Source organism: Enterobacter sp. CPE_E1241 (assembly GCF_045618265.1).
GTDB classification, from domain to species: Bacteria; Pseudomonadota; Gammaproteobacteria; order Enterobacterales; family Enterobacteriaceae; genus Enterobacter; species Enterobacter adelaidei.
On the sequence record NZ_JBIWYV010000001.1, the window covers coordinates 4,431,820 to 4,449,537 of the forward strand.

17 protein-coding genes are annotated in these 17,718 nt (G+C 52.7%); 14 read left to right on the top strand and 3 right to left on the bottom strand.

The genetic code is table 11. The features are described 5' to 3' along the window. Positions 1–8 precede the first annotated feature (8 nt). Entirely contained in the window at positions 9–1,052 is a 1,044-nt protein-coding gene (gene mreB, locus ACJ9Y9_RS21665; RefSeq protein WP_000913396.1) for a rod shape-determining protein MreB, read from the bottom strand. 282 nt (positions 1,053–1,334) lie between these two features. Then, complete coding sequence (gene csrD, locus ACJ9Y9_RS21670) at positions 1,335–3,275, bottom strand: RNase E specificity factor CsrD (RefSeq protein WP_028016993.1); 1,941 nt, start codon at positions 3,273–3,275, stop codon at positions 1,335–1,337. A gap of 182 nt (positions 3,276–3,457) precedes the next feature. Between csrD and ACJ9Y9_RS21675 the strand changes: the two genes are divergently transcribed. The 13 genes from ACJ9Y9_RS21675 (at position 3,458) to ACJ9Y9_RS21735 (ending at position 15,559) form a co-directional block, all read left to right on the top strand. Then, a complete protein-coding gene (locus ACJ9Y9_RS21675; protein ID WP_028016992.1) occupies positions 3,458–4,432 on the top strand; it encodes an MDR family oxidoreductase in 975 nt (324 codons plus the stop codon). 77 nt (positions 4,433–4,509) lie between these two features. Beyond that, on the top strand, positions 4,510–5,511 hold the full coding sequence (msrP, locus tag ACJ9Y9_RS21680; RefSeq protein ID WP_028016991.1) for a protein-methionine-sulfoxide reductase catalytic subunit MsrP: 1,002 nt from the start codon (positions 4,510–4,512) through the stop codon (positions 5,509–5,511). Beyond that, positions 5,512–6,111, top strand: coding sequence for a protein-methionine-sulfoxide reductase heme-binding subunit MsrQ (gene msrQ / locus ACJ9Y9_RS21685; RefSeq protein WP_028016990.1), 600 nt, complete (start codon positions 5,512–5,514; stop codon positions 6,109–6,111). A gap of 234 nt (positions 6,112–6,345) precedes the next feature. Next, entirely contained in the window at positions 6,346–6,798 is a 453-nt protein-coding gene (gene aroQ, locus ACJ9Y9_RS21690; RefSeq protein WP_028016989.1) for a type II 3-dehydroquinate dehydratase, read from the top strand. A 21-nt stretch (positions 6,799–6,819) separates the two neighbouring features. After that, positions 6,820–7,281 (top strand): acetyl-CoA carboxylase biotin carboxyl carrier protein, encoded by a 462-nt coding sequence (accB, locus tag ACJ9Y9_RS21695; RefSeq protein WP_010436174.1) that lies wholly within the window; start codon positions 6,820–6,822, stop codon positions 7,279–7,281. Between the two features lie 10 nt (positions 7,282–7,291). Continuing rightward, positions 7,292–8,641 (top strand): acetyl-CoA carboxylase biotin carboxylase subunit, encoded by a 1,350-nt coding sequence (accC, locus tag ACJ9Y9_RS21700; RefSeq protein ID WP_023333644.1) that lies wholly within the window; start codon positions 7,292–7,294, stop codon positions 8,639–8,641. A gap of 108 nt (positions 8,642–8,749) precedes the next feature. Beyond that, on the top strand, positions 8,750–8,992 hold the full coding sequence (locus ACJ9Y9_RS21705) for a YhdT family protein (RefSeq protein ID WP_028016988.1): 243 nt from the start codon (positions 8,750–8,752) through the stop codon (positions 8,990–8,992). Then, positions 8,982–10,433: a sodium/pantothenate symporter gene (panF, locus tag ACJ9Y9_RS21710; RefSeq protein ID WP_028016987.1), complete on the top strand. Its 1,452-nt coding sequence runs from the start codon at positions 8,982–8,984 to the stop codon at positions 10,431–10,433. Before ACJ9Y9_RS21705 ends, panF begins: the two co-directional genes overlap by 11 nt. Positions 10,434–10,444: 11 nt before the next feature. Further along, positions 10,445–11,326, top strand: coding sequence for a 50S ribosomal protein L11 methyltransferase (gene prmA / locus ACJ9Y9_RS21715; RefSeq protein ID WP_028016986.1), 882 nt, complete (start codon positions 10,445–10,447; stop codon positions 11,324–11,326). 382 nt (positions 11,327–11,708) lie between these two features. Continuing rightward, complete coding sequence (gene dusB, locus ACJ9Y9_RS21720; protein WP_014885445.1) at positions 11,709–12,674, top strand: tRNA dihydrouridine synthase DusB; 966 nt, start codon at positions 11,709–11,711, stop codon at positions 12,672–12,674. 23 nt (positions 12,675–12,697) lie between these two features. Next, on the top strand, positions 12,698–12,994 hold the full coding sequence (gene fis, locus ACJ9Y9_RS21725; RefSeq protein ID WP_000462905.1) for a DNA-binding transcriptional regulator Fis: 297 nt from the start codon (positions 12,698–12,700) through the stop codon (positions 12,992–12,994). 179 nt (positions 12,995–13,173) lie between these two features. Beyond that, positions 13,174–13,338 carry a DUF2556 family protein gene (locus tag ACJ9Y9_RS21730; RefSeq protein WP_028016985.1) on the top strand — a complete coding sequence of 55 codons (165 nt, stop codon included), beginning with the start codon at positions 13,174–13,176 and terminating at the stop codon, positions 13,336–13,338. Between the two features lie 139 nt (positions 13,339–13,477). Further along, positions 13,478–15,559 carry a bifunctional diguanylate cyclase/phosphodiesterase gene (locus ACJ9Y9_RS21735; protein WP_028016984.1) on the top strand — a complete coding sequence of 694 codons (2,082 nt, stop codon included), beginning with the start codon at positions 13,478–13,480 and terminating at the stop codon, positions 15,557–15,559. Here ACJ9Y9_RS21735 and envR read toward each other — a convergent pair. Continuing rightward, on the bottom strand, positions 15,475–16,191 hold the full coding sequence (envR, locus tag ACJ9Y9_RS21740; RefSeq protein WP_028016983.1) for an acrEF/envCD operon transcriptional regulator: 717 nt from the start codon (positions 16,189–16,191) through the stop codon (positions 15,475–15,477). The two genes, ACJ9Y9_RS21735 and envR, sit on opposite strands and share 85 nt — an antisense overlap. A 386-nt stretch (positions 16,192–16,577) precedes the next feature. Here envR and ACJ9Y9_RS21745 point away from each other — a divergent pair, with 386 nt between their 5' ends. Continuing rightward, positions 16,578–17,717: an efflux RND transporter periplasmic adaptor subunit gene (locus tag ACJ9Y9_RS21745; RefSeq protein WP_028016982.1), complete on the top strand. Its 1,140-nt coding sequence runs from the start codon at positions 16,578–16,580 to the stop codon at positions 17,715–17,717. Position 17,718: the final 1 nt, after the last annotated feature.

Consider the following 17,718-nt stretch of genomic DNA (forward strand, 5'->3'; position numbering starts at 1 on the left):
CACAATGACTACTCTTCGCTGAACAAGTCGCCGCCGTGCATGTCGATCATTTCCAGCGCCTTGCCACCACCACGGGCGACGCAAGTCAGTGGATCTTCTGCAACTACGACAGGAATACCTGTCTCTTCCATTAACAGGCGGTCGAGGTTACGCAGCAGCGCACCACCACCGGTCAGAACCATACCGCGCTCGGAGATATCGGACGCCAGTTCTGGCGGGCACTGTTCCAGCGCAACCATTACCGCGCTTACGATGCCGGTCAGCGGTTCCTGCAGTGCTTCCAGAATTTCGTTGGAGTTCAGGGTAAAGCCACGTGGAACACCTTCAGCCAGGTTACGGCCGCGTACTTCAATCTCACGCACTTCATCGCCCGGATACGCAGAGCCGATTTCGTGTTTGATACGCTCTGCAGTGGCTTCACCGATCAGAGAGCCGTAGTTACGGCGCACATAATTAATGATGGCTTCATCGAAGCGGTCACCGCCGATACGTACAGAAGAGGAGTAGACCACACCGTTCAGAGAGATAACGGCGACTTCAGTGGTACCACCACCGATATCCACCACCATTGAACCCGTTGCTTCAGACACAGGCAGACCTGCACCAATTGCCGCAGCCATTGGCTCTTCAATCAGGAACACTTCACGAGCACCTGCACCCTGGGCAGATTCACGGATTGCGCGACGCTCAACCTGGGTTGCGCCAACCGGCACACACACCAGAACACGCGGGCTTGGGCGCATGAAGCTGTTGCTGTGAACCTGCTTGATGAAGTGCTGAAGCATTTTTTCAGTCACGAAGAAGTCAGCGATAACGCCGTCTTTCATTGGGCGAATGGCGGCGATGTTGCCAGGGGTACGACCCAGCATCTGCTTCGCGTCATGACCCACTGCAGCGACGCTTTTCGGCGAGCCTGCACGATCCTGACGAATGGCCACAACAGAAGGCTCATTCAATACGATGCCTTGTCCTTTTACATAAATAAGGGTATTCGCGGTACCCAGGTCAATGGACAGGTCATTGGAAAACATGCCACGAAATTTTTTCAACATACTAAGGGATAATCCTGAAAGCTGGGGCGGAAAACAAAATCCGCTTACTTTACCAACCACACGCAGCAGCGACAAGGCGCAAAAATCATCTGCAACGGTGAAAATTTGTGCAGTACGTTTCCTGATGTTACAAAATTGATCCCTGATTCCCTCAGGGCTGAGTCAACAGCAGCGTCCCTCACTGACATTTGTAACCCGTTAAAGGTCGTTCACTGGCTTTTTGCTCGACATACTCAAAGCTACAGGCGCGATATTCTACGTGAAAACAGCGTAAACGGCAGGTCAAACAGAGTATCTTTGCAAATATTTTTTCACGTTAGTGTCAAGCGGCTGAGAGGCGGCAAAAAAATCCCCCTGACCACCGGTAACACCGCGCTCTGTTAACATCTGCCATTCGCCTCTGGAGCGCACACCTGTGGCAAATACTTGCGTTCGCGTTCCCTTGCACGCTTCAACCAGACTCTGTACCAGCAGCTGGTTTTCCGTGCGCTTCTCAATATTCCTCACCAACCCCGGATGTAGCTTTAATAACTCCACATCCAGCTCTTTGATCCAGTTAGTACTGACCAGCGTTAACCCGGCATGCGTAACGGCTACACGCGAGCCGAGCGCATTGATCAAACGTACCACCGGGCGCAACCGGCTGATGTGTTGACCTACATCCGCCTCAGCAAGTTCAAAAATAATATGTTTGCGTTGCGATTTTTCGCATTGCATTAATGTATCACGCAGCCAGCGCTGAAAACGTGGGCGTATTAACGACTCTACGGTGACCTGTAATGCCAGGGTTTCTTCAGGCCAGAAGGATAAAAAAGGAATCAAGCGGCTAATTTGCTGCCGGTCATACTCTTCGGATAGCCCAAATTGCAGTACCATCGGCAGATATTCCGCAGAGATGACTTCTTCTGTGCCGTCAAAAATACGGCACATCAATTCACGGTGATGGACATGACCGTTTTTCATGACTGCAGGTTTTTGATAAATACGTGGCCCGCCGCGGCTGAGCATTTGCTCGATCAGCGTTCGCCAACGCACATTGCCACGCCCTTTTTCCGGCAGCGAGTCGTCATAAACCGCCCATCCGTTCGCCCCTTGTAACACGGCGTTGCGGGTCGCCGCTTCCGCGTGTTCCATCACTTGTTCTGTCGATTGCCCGCCGCGCCAGGCACAGATCCCCATATGCACCATATCGTCCCTGTCGAGCATTTTGCTCTGCGGCAGTGCATCCACCGCCTTCAGCAGCAGGCTGGCGATGCTTTCCGACTCTTTTAACGTGCGATGCGGCAACAATACGGCAAAATCGCTGCGGTGATATCGGGCCAGCAGTGCCCCCGGGTAACGCATAATAAAGGTGGAGAGCAGGTTGATTAGCGTAAAGAGATTTTCTTCCGCAACCCGCTGTCCCCAGGTGTCGCGCAGGAGATCGAAGTCAGGCAGGCGAATCATCATTACCACCCCGTGCGTCCCCACCTTTTCCGGGTCCTCAAGCAACGTGGCCAGTTGGTTGTCAAAGAACAGGCGGTTGTTAAGGCCGGTTTTATTATCCTGGGCGGCATAAGAGCGGATCAGCGTATCCATACGGCTGCGCTGGTCACTGGCGAACTGGATTTCTGAGAGCAGCGTATCCAGCGCGCTACTGGCGCGTGCAGGCCATTCATGGACTGAGCCACGCACCTGCGGACCGCGTTCACCGTTAAGGATCCGCACGGAGCGCACCTCCAGCAGTTCCTGACCGGAGAGCTGGCGGCGCAGCCAGCGGACAGCAAGAAAAATAAGCAGGACGATAAACGCAACAGCAACGGTGAGTGGCGCAGTGGTCATCATGGAGCGGAAATAACTGGCCATCGGATCAAGGTAGACCATGTGCAGGGTCATCCCAGGATTTTTAAGCGAGTGCACAGTCACTTCCCGATACTGGCTCACCACACCTGCCGGCCGATAACTTTCCTGCCGTATATGGCTAAAAACCCGATGCTTTCCCTGCTGAATGTCTATCTGAACAATATCAACAGGTGCCATCAACTCATCCAGTTCACGGGAAAGTGCCGGCAGCGGCGTCGTCAGCAGACGAACATCAATCACCGAAGCAACAGCCTGGACCCGGTTGACCAGCTTGTCCTGAATGGCGTTATAAAAGCTCAGAGAGCAGCCGAGCAGCGTGACAAAAATGGTAAGCCCCGTCAGCAAGGTAATAAAAGCTGAGAACTTCGTCGTTAATCGCATCCTTGAGATTACTCCGTAGGTTGATGGGGTAGCGAGTAAGCGCTAACTTGCATTTCAAATGCGGCATACTATCAAATCGGCTGTAACTGGCAATTTATTGCGTTAAATCGACATTGCTTTTCCCTGAGCGAGTATAGTCTTCAGAAATTATTTTCCAATCATCCGAGTCATGAGGACCCCGTATGCAGGCTTTGATCTTAGAACAGCAGGACGGCAAAACGCTTGCCTCAGTGCAACCCGTTGAAGAGAGTCGCTTACCGGAAGGCGAAGTCACCGTCGACATCGACTGGTCCAGTTTAAATTATAAAGATGCACTGGCTATCACCGGCAAAGGGAAAATCATCCGAAATTTCCCTATGGTACCCGGTATTGATTTTGCTGGCCGGGTTCATACCAGCGAAGATCCGCGTTTCCATACCGGCCAGCAGGTATTGCTCACCGGCTGGGGCGTAGGTGAAAACCACTGGGGTGGTCTGGCAACGCAGGCGCGTGTTAAGGGTGACTGGCTGGTCCCCATGCCGAAGGGGATGGATGGCCGCAAAGCAATGATCATTGGTACAGCAGGCTTTACCGCCATGCTGTGCGTGATGGCGCTGGAAGATGCGGGCATCCGCCCGGAATCAGGTGAAATTGTCGTGACCGGCGCCAGCGGTGGCGTGGGTAGCACAGCAGTCACGCTGCTGCACAAACTGGGTTATCAGGTCGCCGCTGTTTCTGGTCGTGAAAGCACCCACGATTACCTGCGCCAGCTCGGCGCTAACCGCATACTTGGCCGCGACGAGTTTGCCGAAACCCGCCCACTGGAAAAACAGGTCTGGGCAGGGGCGGTGGATACCGTCGGTGACAAAGTGTTGGCGAAAGTGCTGGCGCAGATGAATTATGGCGGTTGCGTGGCAGCTTGCGGTCTGGCAGGAGGATTTGCCCTGCCAACGACGGTGATGCCATTCATTTTGCGTAACGTTCGCCTGCAGGGGATCGATTCCGTGATGACGCCAGCGGCCCGTCGTCATGAAGTCTGGGAACGCCTGGTGCGCGATCTGCCTGAATCCTTCTATACCCAGAGCGCAACGGAAATTAGCCTCAGCCAGGCACCGGAATATGCCAGTAAGATCATGGACAACCAGTTCCACGGTCGCGCGCTGGTGAAAATTGCCTAATCTTCAAATTTTCGTGACATATTCGCGCGAATCCTTCTCCTCCGTCATGCTTAGAAAAACGCATGACGGAGGATGCCATGAAAAATAGAAAACTGACGGAAGCCGACGTAACGTCTGAATCTGTCTTTATGTTACAGCGCCGCCAGATCCTGAAAATGCTCGGTATCAGCGCTACCGCACTGACGCTTTCCCCAACGGCACACGCCGACCTGCTCGACTGGTTTAAAGGCAACGACAGGCCGAAAGCCCCTTCCGGCGCACCACTCACCTTTACCAAACCGGCCCAGTGGCAAAACACGTTGACGCTCACACCGGAAGATAAAGTCACCGGCTATAACAACTTCTACGAATTCGGCCTCGACAAGGCCGATCCTGCCGCCAATGCGGGAAGCCTCAAAACCGATCCGTGGACGTTGAAAATTGAAGGTGAAGTGGCAAAACCCCTGACGCTGGACCATCACGAACTCACCACCCGCTTCCCGCTCGAAGAGCGTATCTACCGCATGCGGTGTGTGGAAGCCTGGTCGATGGTGGTGCCGTGGATCGGCTTCCCGCTGCATAAACTGCTGGCAATGGCGGAGCCCACCAGCAACGCAAAATATGTCGCTTTCCAGACGCGTTATGCTCCTGACGAGATGCCTGGGCAGAAAGACCGGTTTATCGGTGGCGGGCTTGATTATCCTTATGTAGAAGGGTTACGCCTCGACGAAGCGATGCATCCGCTTACCCTGCTGACCGTTGGCGTTTACGGCAAAGCGCTTCCACCGCAAAACGGTGCCCCCATTCGTTTAACCGTACCGTGGAAATATGGTTTCAAAGGGATTAAATCTATTGTCAGCATTAAGCTCACCCGCGAACGTCCGCCAACCACCTGGAATCTGGCCGCCCCGGGCGAATACGGTTTCTTCGCCAATGTGAATCCGCATGTGGATCATCCACGCTGGTCCCAGGCAACCGAGCGTTTTATCGGTTCCGGCGGTGCGCTGGACGTGAAGCGCCAACCGACGCTGCTGTTTAACGGTTATGCGGATGAAGTGGCTTCACTTTACCGTGGTCTCAATTTACGGGAGAACTTCTGAGTGCGTTTAACGGCAAAGCAGATAACCTGGCTGAAAGTGCTGCTCCACTTAGCCGGGTTGCTTCCTTTTATCTGGCTGTTCTGGGCCGTCAGCCAGGGACTCTTTAGTGCCGACCCGGCAAAGGATATCCAGCACTTTACGGGTAGGATGGCTCTGAAATTCTTGCTGGCAACCTTGCTCGTCTCGCCGCTGGCGCGCTACGCTAAACAGCCATTATTGATACGAACTCGTCGGCTTTTGGGGCTATGGTGTTTTGCCTGGGCGACGCTGCATCTCACCAGCTACGCCCTACTGGAACTGGGAATTAACAATCTGACACTGCTTGGCCGTGAACTGGTGACGCGTCCTTATCTGACGCTGGGTATCGTGAGCTGGCTGGTTTTACTGGCGCTAGCACTGACATCCACGCAATATGCGCAGCGCAAACTGGGCAGACGCTGGCAACTGCTGCACAACTTCGTCTATCTTGTCGCGATCCTCGCACCCATCCATTATCTATGGTCGGTGAAGATCCTCTCGCCCCAGCCAATCCTGTATGCGCTGGCGGCCGTGGCGCTTTTAGCATGGCGTTACAAGAAGTTCCGCCAGTGGTTGCGATAGTTCGCGAAACTGTGCGTTTTCCCGCAGATTCCCCGTCAACCGCAAATCTTTTTCGGATAGCGGTTGATAATCTTCCCTGATAAGACCAGTATTTAGCTGCCAAATGCTACGAAATCGTTATAATGTGCGACTTTGGTTCCCCCGACAGCAGGTTTAGGCCTCTGAAAAGGTGACAATTGCGTTTCGAAGGTATATTTTGTTTTTTACCGGAAAATCGCAGGAGATAGCAGCACAATGGCTGATAAATTCCATATCTTAGTTTTAAACGGACCGAACCTGAACATGCTCGGTACCCGCGAGCCTGAGAAGTACGGCACGCTGACATTGGGTGAAATTGTTAACCGTCTGGGAACGGAAGCCGCGTCGCTCAATGTGGATTTGGATCATTTTCAGTCAAACGCGGAGTACGCACTCATCGACCGTATTCATCAGGCTAAAGACAATGTGGACTATATCCTGATCAATCCGGCCGCGTTTACGCACACCAGTGTTGCTATCCGCGACGCACTGCTCGCGGTGAGTATCCCGTTTATCGAGATCCACCTGAGTAACGTGCACGCCCGAGAGCCGTTCCGCCACCATTCGTATCTGTCGGATATCGCTGCCGGCGTTATCTGCGGACTGGGTGCTGACGGCTATTCATACGCTTTACAGACAGCGGTAAAACGCTTGTCACAATCAAACTAAACAAGAGTACGGAACCCACTCATGGATATTCGTAAGATTAAAAAACTGATCGAGCTGGTTGAAGAATCAGGCATCTCCGAACTGGAAATTTCTGAAGGCGAAGAGTCTGTACGCATCAGCCGTGCAGCACCAGCCGCTAGCTTCCCGGTAATGCAGCAAGCTTATGCTGCGCCAGTGCAGCAGCCTGCGCTTTCCGCAGCCGTTGCGCCAGCAGCTGAAGCCGCACCTGCCGCTGCAGCAGAAATCAGTGGTCACATCGTACGTTCCCCAATGGTTGGTACTTTCTACCGCACCCCGAGCCCGGACGCGAAGGCGTTCATCGAAGTGGGTCAGAAAGTCAACGTAGGCGATACCCTGTGCATCGTTGAAGCGATGAAAATGATGAACCAGATCGAAGCAGACAAATCAGGTACTGTGAAAGCGATTCTGGTCGAAAGTGGTCAGCCGGTTGAATTTGACGAGCCGCTGGTCGTCATCGAGTAACGAGGCGAACATGCTGGATAAAATTGTTATCGCCAACCGCGGCGAGATCGCACTGCGTATTCTTCGTGCCTGTAAAGAACTGGGCATCAAGACTGTCGCTGTGCACTCAAGCGCGGATCGCGATTTAAAACACGTATTGCTGGCGGATGAGACGGTCTGTATTGGCCCGGCTCCGTCCGTAAAAAGCTATCTGAACATCCCGGCTATCATCAGCGCCGCTGAAATCACCGGCGCGGTGGCAATTCATCCGGGTTACGGCTTCCTCTCTGAGAATGCCAACTTTGCTGAGCAGGTTGAACGCTCTGGCTTTATCTTCATCGGCCCGAAAGCTGACACCATTCGCCTGATGGGCGACAAAGTGTCTGCCATCACCGCAATGAAAAAAGCCGGTGTTCCAACCGTACCAGGTTCTGACGGCCCTCTGACCGACGATATGGATGCTAACCGTGCTCATGCTAAACGCATTGGCTACCCGGTGATCATCAAGGCGTCCGGCGGCGGCGGCGGTCGCGGTATGCGCGTTGTGCGCAGCGACGCTGAACTGGCTCAGTCCATCTCCATGACCAAAGCTGAAGCGAAAGCCGCTTTCAGCAACGACATGGTGTACATGGAAAAATACCTGGAAAACCCACGCCACATCGAAATTCAGGTGCTGGCTGACGGTCAGGGTAACGCAATCTATCTGGCAGAACGTGACTGTTCCATGCAGCGTCGTCACCAGAAAGTGGTCGAAGAAGCACCCGCACCGGGTATTACCCCGGAACTGCGTCGCTACATCGGCGAGCGTTGCTCCAAAGCGTGTGTCGATATCGGCTATCGCGGTGCAGGTACCTTCGAGTTCCTGTTCGAAAACGGCGAGTTCTACTTCATTGAGATGAACACCCGTATTCAGGTTGAACACCCGGTTACCGAAATGATCACCGGCGTTGACCTGATCAAAGAACAGCTGCGTATCGCTGCAGGCCAGCCGCTGTCCATCAAGCAGGAAGAAGTTGTGGTGAAAGGCCATGCGGTAGAATGCCGTATCAACGCCGAAGACCCGAACACCTTCCTGCCAAGCCCGGGTAAAATCACGCGTTTCCACGCGCCGGGTGGCTTTGGTGTACGCTGGGAGTCGCATATCTACGCTGGTTACACCGTACCGCCGTACTATGACTCAATGATCGGCAAGCTTATCTGCTACGGCGAAAACCGTGACGTGGCGATTGCCCGCATGAAAAATGCCCTGCAGGAGCTGATCATCGACGGTATCAAAACCAACGTTGATCTGCAGATGCGTATCATGAGCGACGAGCACTTCCAGAATGGTGGAACAAACATCCACTATCTGGAGAAGAAACTCGGTCTGAACGAGAAGTAATACAGCATCTTTGCAAAAAGGCCGGATTATCCGGCCTTTTTTATTTCTGGGGCCTGGAAAGCCTCATCATGTACAATCCCCGCTTTCTTCATCCACAAGGGACAAAAAATGGACAAACGTTTTGTTCAGGCCCATAAAGAAGCGCGCTGGGCGCTGTGGCTGACCCTTCTTTATCTCGCAGCATGGTTAGTAACCGCTTACTTACCAGATTCAACAGCAGGTATTACCGGCCTGCCGCACTGGTTTGAAATGGCGTGCCTGCTGGTACCACTGATTTTCATTCTCCTCAGTTGGTTTATGGTGCGCTTTATCTTCCGCGATTTCCCGCTGGAGGATAGTGATGCAAACTGAAATCATCACCGTGCTGGTTGTCTATTTGATCGTCGTGTTTGGCCTCTCTTTCTATGCCATGCGCAAACGCAGTACCGGATCGTTTCTGAGCGAATATTTCCTCGGCAGCCGTTCGATGGGCGGGTTTGTGCTGGCGATGACGCTGACCGCGACTTACGTGAGCGCCAGTTCGTTTATCGGCGGGCCAGGAGCCGCATACAAATATGGCCTGGGCTGGGTATTACTGGCCATGATTCAGGTGCCCACCATCTGGTTGTCGCTGGGCGTTCTGGGCAAAAAATTTGCCATCCTTGCCCGTCGCTATAACGCCATAACGCTGAACGACATGCTGCAGGCACGTTATCAAAGCCGCGCGGTGGTCTGGATTGCCAGTATCAGCCTGATTGTCGCCTTCGTTGGCGCCATTGCCGTTCAGTTTATTGGCGGCGCGCGCCTGCTGGAAACGGCAGCGGGTATCAAGTACGAGACTGGCTTGCTCATCTTCGGGATCACGATTGCGCTGTACACCGCGTTTGGCGGTTTCCGCGCCAGCGTGCTGAACGACACGATGCAGGGCATGGTGATGTTGATAGGCACTCTGGTGCTGCTTGTTGGCGTCATCTACGCGGCAGGCGGTTTACACAATGCGGTAGAAACGCTTGAGCAGATTGACCCGAAACTGGTCAGCCCCCACGGTGCTGATGATATTCTGACGCCCGCGTTTATGACCTCCTTCTGGGTGCTGGTCTGCTTTGGCGTGATCGGTTTGCCGCACACCGCCGTGCGCTGTATCTCCTATAAAGACAGCAAAGCCGTTCATCGGGGGATTGTGATTGGTACCGTCGTTGTCGCCCTTCTGATGCTGGGTATGCATCTGGCGGGCGCGCTCGGACGGGCCGTATTACCTCACCTGACCGTGCCGGATCAGGTGATCCCAACGCTGATGGTACAGGTTCTGCCGCCGTGGGCCGCCGGGTTGTTCCTTGCGGCACCGATGGCAGCGATCATGTCCAACGTTAACGCGCACCTGCTTCAGGCTTCCGCTACCATCATCAAAGATCTGTGGCTTAGCGCGCGTCCGGCTAAAATGCATAATGAGCAGAAGCTGAAACGCATCTCAACCTGGACCACGCTGGTGCTCGGCATTCTGATGATGCTCGCCGCATGGCGCCCGCCGGAGATGATCATCTGGCTGAACCTGCTGGCATTTGGTGGGCTTGAAGCCGTATTCCTGTGGCCGCTGGTGTTAGGGCTCTACTGGGAACGTGCAAACGCCGCGGGCGCGCTGAGCGGCATGATTGTCGGCGGTGTGCTGTATGCCGTCCTCGCAACGTTTAAGATTCAGTACCTGGGCTTCCATCCGATTGTGCCTTCGTTACTGCTAAGTTTACTGGCGTTTGTGGTGGGGAACCGTTTTGGTCAGCCCGTCCCACAACCCGCTATGATTTCTACTGATAAATAAAGAGTTTTGCCATGCCGTGGATCCAACTAAAACTGAATACAACTGGCGCAAACGCCGAAGAGCTGAGCGATGCGTTGATGGAGGCCGGCTCGGTTTCCATCACCTTCCAGGACACGCATGACACGCCTGTCTTCGAGCCACTGCCGGGCGAAACCCGCCTGTGGGGTGATACCGACGTTATTGGCCTGTTTGATGCCGAAACCGACATGAAAGAGGTCGTCGCAATTCTGGAAAACCATCCTCTGCTCGGCGTGGGTTTTGTGCACAAAATCGAACAGCTGGAAGACAAAGACTGGGAACGCGAGTGGATGGATAACTTCCACCCTATGCAGTTCGGCAAACGTCTGTGGATCTGCCCAAGCTGGCGCGACGTTCCGGATGAGAACGCGGTTAACGTGATGCTCGATCCGGGCCTGGCATTTGGTACCGGCACTCACCCAACTACCTCCCTGTGCCTGCAGTGGCTGGATGGTCTGGATCTGGACGGCAAGACGGTGATCGACTTCGGTTGCGGATCCGGGATCCTGGCCATTGCGGCACTGAAACTGGGTGCAGCAAAAGCCATCGGGATCGATATCGATCCGCAGGCCATTCAGGCCAGCCGTGATAACGCCGAACGCAACGGTGTCTCCGATCGTCTGGAACTGTATCTGCCGGATGCGCAGCCAGAAGCCATGAAAGCCGATGTGGTGGTCGCAAACATTCTGGCAGGTCCATTACGCGAACTGGCTCCGTTAATCAGCGTGCTGCCCGTTGAGGGCGGTCTGCTTGGACTTTCGGGTATCCTGGCAAGCCAGGCGGATAGCGTTTGCGAAGCCTATGCCGATCTCTTTGCGCTCGACCCGGTGGTGGAGAAAGAAGAGTGGTGTCGTATTACCGGCCGTAAAAAATAAGCCCTGGGCGTGGTCATCAGGCCACGCCTTATCTCGTTTTGCTGCATAAAACCGCCTCCCTCTTCTCTGAATATCTTGTCCTAAAATGAGAGCCAGATCTCAAAGATGGCGGTAAAACTGTTGCTAAAAACAGCAGATTATCCCGCTTCAGCGAGGCATTTATTCAGAAATGATGAGAAGTTACGGGAAATTGTAAGCGTACATAAAACAAGCATTATCGCATAACACAATGATTTACATGGTGAATAATTTTTAACAGAGCGATTGAGCGGCGATTCCTTGATCTACAACAGAGGATTGTTCAAAGTTTGGCCTTTCATCTCGTGCGAAAAATGCGTAATATACGCCGCCTTGCAGTCACAGTATGGTCATTTCTTAACTCATGCGCATCGGACACCACCAGCTTAGAAATCGCCTGATCGCAGCCCCTATGGCAGGTATTACCGACCGGCCGTTCAGGACGCTGTGCTATGAGATGGGAGCCGGTTTAACCGTATCCGAGATGATGTCGTCTAACCCGCAGGTATGGGAAAGCGATAAATCCCGCCTTCGGATGGTGCACATTGATGAACCAGGTATCCGCACCGTGCAAATTGCCGGAAGCGTGCCTGAAGAGATGGCAGATGCCGCGCGTATTAACGTGGAAAGTGGTGCCCAGATTATTGATATCAATATGGGTTGCCCGGCCAAAAAAGTGAATCGCAAGCTTGCAGGTTCAGCCCTTCTGCAATACCCCGACCAGGTGAAATCTATCCTGACGGCGGTTGTCAGCGCAGTGGACGTTCCTGTTACGTTGAAGATTCGCACGGGTTGGTCGCCGGAACACCGTAACTGTGTAGAGATTGCCCAACTGGCCGAAGACTGTGGCATTCAGGCCCTGACCATTCATGGACGCACTCGCGCCTGTTTGTTCAATGGTGAAGCTGAATACGACAGCATTCGGGCAGTTAAGCAGAAAGTTTCCATTCCGATTATCGCGAATGGCGACATAACTGACCCGCTTAAAGCCAGGGCTGTACTCGACTATACGGGAGCTGATGCTCTGATGATAGGACGTGCAGCTCAGGGAAGACCCTGGATCTTCCGGGAAATCCAGCATTATCTGGACACTGGGGAGCTGCTTGCCCCGCTGCCTCTGGCAGAGGTTAAGCGCTTGCTTTGTTCGCATGTTCGGGAACTGCATGACCACTACGGTCAGGCAAAAGGGTACCGAATTGCGCGTAAACACGTCTCCTGGTATCTCCAGGAGCACGCTCCAGATGACCAGTTTCGGCGCACATTCAACGCCATAGAGGATGCCAGCGAACAGCTGGAGGCGTTGGAGGCATACTTCGAAAATCTTGCGTAATGAAATAAAGAGCTGACAGAACTATGTTCGAACAACGCGTAAATTCTGACGTACTGACCGTTTCTACCGTTAACTCTCAGGACCAGGTAACTCAAAAGCCCCTGCGTGACTCGGTTAAACAGGCACTGAAGAACTATTTTGCTCAACTGAACGGTCAGGATGTTAATGACCTGTATGAGCTGGTACTGGCTGAAGTTGAACAGCCACTGTTGGACATGGTGATGCAATACACCCGCGGTAACCAAACCCGCGCTGCGCTGATGATGGGTATCAACCGTGGTACTCTGCGTAAGAAACTGAAAAAATACGGCATGAACTAATTCCGATTAGCGAAATGCATGTTTAAAAAGGCGCTACCTGGCATGGGGATGCGCCTTTTTTATTGCCCGCACCTGTGACCGTCAACGCTTTGTAAACCTTCACTTATCCCGCTTTTAAACCGCGACGTTTCGTGTATATTTCCACCACATTACTGACTCTCTTCTCGCGGAATGACACAATGATTCGTAAATACTGGTGGCTGGTTGTCTTCGCAATCTCCATTTTCATTTTCGATGCACTCCTGATGCAGTGGATTGAACTGATGAGCACCGAAACCGATAAGTGTCGCAATATGAACTCCGTCAATCCGCTGAAATTAGTGAACTGTTCAGAACTCGACTAAGCCTCTTTCCCCGCCAGCCTCCCTGTTATTACACACTAAAAACAGGGATTTAAATCCCTTTGAGCCATTACCTTCCGATGATAATGTCTCGCCCTTCTCAACCGCTCTGGCGTAACGTCAAACTCGAGTAGAACCGACCATGCTGGTTAGCCAATACAACCATATCCTTGTAGTCCTCTCCTTTGTTGTTGCTATCCTTGCCGCGTATACCGCGCTGAATATGGCCGCGCGCGTTGCCGGGAGCCAGGGTGTCGCAGCCCGTATCTGGCTGGCTGGCGGCGGGATTGCCATGGGTATTGGCGTGTGGGCGATGCATTTCATCGGCATGCTGGCGATGGACCTCTCCATGAGCATGAGTTACAACGCCAATCTGACGGTGTTATCCATGATCATAGCGGTGGGTTCGTCACTGTTTGCTCTATGGCTCGTCAGCTGCGAGCGATTGCGTTTACGCCGTCTGTTGCCCGGGGCGTTAGTGATGGGAAGTGGCATCGTGGCCATGCATTACACCGGTATGGCAGCGCTGGAGGTCACACCGGGTATTATCTGGGACAAGCTATGGGTCGCCATTTCGGTCGCCATTGCACTTGCCGCTTCACTCGCGGCATTGTGGCTGACGTTCCGCTTGCGCCAGGAAGCCGCTCAGGTCGTACTGATGCGCATGGGTGCAGCCATCACCATGGGGATTGCCATTGCCGGTATGCACTACGCCGGAATGAAAGCCGCACAGTTTCCAATGTCGACGATGGTGCACCATGACGGCATTAACGGGAGCTGGCTGGCGGTGCTGGTCAGCGTTGTTGCTCTCTCTATTCTTGGGATCAGCCTGCTGGTGTCGATGCTGGATGCCCGCCTTCAGGCACGTACCGCCCTTCTTGCCTCATCACTTGCAGAGGCTAACCGGGAACTCGCGCAGCTGGCGCTGCAAGATACGCTAACGCGTCTGCCCAATCGCGTACTGCTGGAAGACCGACTCGATCAGGCCATCTGCAAAGCCGCTCGTGAAGGCAGCAATTTTGCCTTGATGTTCATGGATCTTGACGGTTTTAAAGCCATCAATGACGCCTACGGCCATGATATCGGTGACAAGCTGCTGGTCGCCGTGACGCAGCGTCTGTTGCTTCCCCTGAAAGGCCAGTTCACCCTTGCACGTATCGGTGGTGATGAGTTTGTTCTGCTTGCAGAAGGAGAAGGTCCGGACGATGCGGCTTCTCTGGCAAACTCACTGGTTCACGCGATAGATAGCCCGTTCAATCTCGATCCCTATGAACTGATGGTGACACTCAGCATTGGTATCGCATTGTATCCTCACGACGGCAAAACCGAGCGTGAGCTGATGTTTAATGCGGATGCAGCGATGTACCACACCAAACATATGGGACGAAATGGCTACCACTTCTTCCAGCCCTCCATGAACACTCTGGCGCAGACCCATCTCCAGTTAATGAACGACCTGTGGATGGCTATTAATCGTGATGAGCTCCGCCTTGTTTATCAGCCAAAATTTCACGCGCCAGCTGGCCCTGTCCTCGGTTTCGAGGCGTTACTGCGCTGGCAACACCCGAAACAAGGATTACTGACGCCAGACCTTTTTCTGCCGCTGGCGGAAAAAACGGGGCTCATCATTCCCATCGGTAACTGGGTAATCAATGAAGCCTGTCGCCAGTTGAGGGAATGGCATCTTCAGGGCCATCAAAGCTGGTCGATGGCCGTAAACCTCTCGACATTGCAGTTTGAACAACCGTCACTGGTAAAAACCGTTCTCGACTGTCTGGCGCACCACAATGTGCCACCGGAAAAGTTGATCCTCGAAGTGACGGAAACCACGGCAATGAGTAACCCGGATGAGAGTGTACGGGTGTTGACGGAGCTGACCGATGCGGGTGTGAAAGCCTCCATTGATGACTTTGGTACCGGATATTCGAGCCTGCTGTATCTCAAGCGTTTACCGGCCTGTGAATTGAAGATCGACAGAGCATTTGTGAAAGAGTTAAGTGGGGAAAGCGGAGATGCAACCATTGTCTCGGCGATTGTGGCTCTCGCAAAAACACTCAACCTGAAAGTCGTGGCTGAAGGTGTAGAAACCGAAGCACAGCAAACCTTTTTGACAGAGCTAGGCTGTAACACCCTTCAGGGTTATCTGTTAGGTAAACCTGTCAGCGCACAGACCATAGAGGCGCTTTGTGCCAGGGGAGAAATGTTACCTGACGCTGAGCAGTAAGCATCATCGGGCGATACTCGGATGACAGGGAGTGTCGCCAGAATGCTATCGACCAGTGCCGGAGCCTGCTGATATAGATTAAAACTGTCGTTATTCATTAACCAGTTTTTAATTATTCCGCTAAAAAAACCGTGAAATACAATCAAAGTAAGATCAACATTTACCTGTGCCGAAATGCTTTTTCGCGCAATACATGCCTCCAGCGTGGCACGTAAATAGTCATAATTGAATCCAATGCGCTTTCTGATTTCACTCTCTTGAGTCATATCATTGCTGAATTCACACTTATGATACAAAATTTGTAAAAGCGCACATTGTCGGGGCTCACGCGCAATATATTGCAATGCAGTAATAAATTGCTCACGAAGTATTAACAACGGATCATCATTTTCAGAAACAGAAAGTCTGTCGCGAATAATGTCCCGAAGTGGTAATTGCTGTTCCCAGATGGCATTAAATATTTCTGATTTACTGGTAAAGTGCCAGTAGATCGCACCGCGCGTAACCTTAGCAGCATCAGCGATATCCGTCAGCGTCGTGTTGGCCACGCCACGCATCGCAAACTGTTCAATAGCCGCTTCGATCAGCTGCTGTCGGGTTTGTTGAGCCTCTTCTTTCTTTTTACGCGCCATAGATAACTACTCGTTACTCACAAGATTTGTACGTCATACCGGGTTCAGTTGAAGGAAAGTATTCACCAAAATCAGTTTTAATTTTGCACAAAAAAAGTCAATTAACTTAATTTATAATTAAGGTAAATACATAAGCACAATTAAATTCACCAAATGAATAGCATGAGAAATTAAACCCTATTTATCTGATTAACACGCCAGAAGTATAACGCTGATTACACCGGGTCTGATTCTGATTTTTCCAACATAGTTGGTCATTCGCACTTATAAATTAAAAAACATTAAATACCCTCATTATTATACGCAGCTACATTTTATTTTTATCCCTCTGCCCCAGCTACCGAGCCACGGCAAATATCGGTTAATGGGTATTTAAAGGAACAGTAATGACAAATCATTTCAGACGCTTGCCCTTATCCGGTTTCATTGTCTGTGCGGTACTGCTCACTGGATGCGATGGACAGGAAAATCATCAACAACATCCACAGGCACCTCAGGTCAGCGTCCATATAGTGAAAAGCGCCCCTCTGGCTGTCACCACTGAACTCCCGGGCAGAACAGATGCATTTCGCGTTGCGGAGGTTCGCCCGCAGGTTAGCGGCATAATCCTCCGTCGCAATTTCACGGAAGGGAGCGATGTTAAAGCAGGTGAGTCACTTTACCAGATTGATCCCGCGACCTGGCAGGCGGCCTATGACAACGCCAAAGCCGAACTGTTGAAGTCTCAGGCAGCAGCGAATATCGCGCATCTGACGGTGAAGCGTTATCTCCCGCTGGTTGGCACACAATATGTGAGCAAACAGGAATACGATCAGGCAGTGGCGACGGCTCAACAGGCAGACGCCAGCGTTGCCGCCGCCCAGGCAGGTGTGGAATCTGCACGTATCAATCTTGCCTATACCAAAGTGACGTCACCTGTCGCTGGTCGCATCGGTAAATCCAGCGTAACCGAGGGAGCGCTTGTTACGAGCGGACAGGCCACCGCACTGGCAACAGTCCAGCAGCTTGATCCGATTTATGTCGATGTCACACAGTCCAGCAATGATTTCATGCGACTGAAACAGACCAGCCTGCAGAAAGGCGATGCCACCAGCACCGTTGAGTTGCTGATGGAGAATGGTCAGCCCTATCCGCTGAAAGGCACATTGCAATTCTCTGATGTTACCGTCGACGAAAGTACCGGTTCGATTACTCTGCGTGCCATTTTCCCTAATCCTCAACACCTGCTGTTACCCGGTATGTTTGTTCGCGCCCGTATTGATGAAGGCATACAACCGGATGCCATTCTGGTTCCACAACAAGGTGTGACACGCACACCACAGGGCGACGCTACCGTACTGCTGGTTAACGACAAAAACCAGGTGGAGTCGCGTACTGTTGTTGCGCCTCAGGCGATTGGCGATCGGTGGCTGGTGACAGGAGGTTTAAAAAACGGTGACCGTGTGATTGTCAGCGGTTTACAGAAAGTCAGACCGGGGGCTACCGTCGTCGCCACGCCGGATACCACCACGACACCAGCCGGTTAAG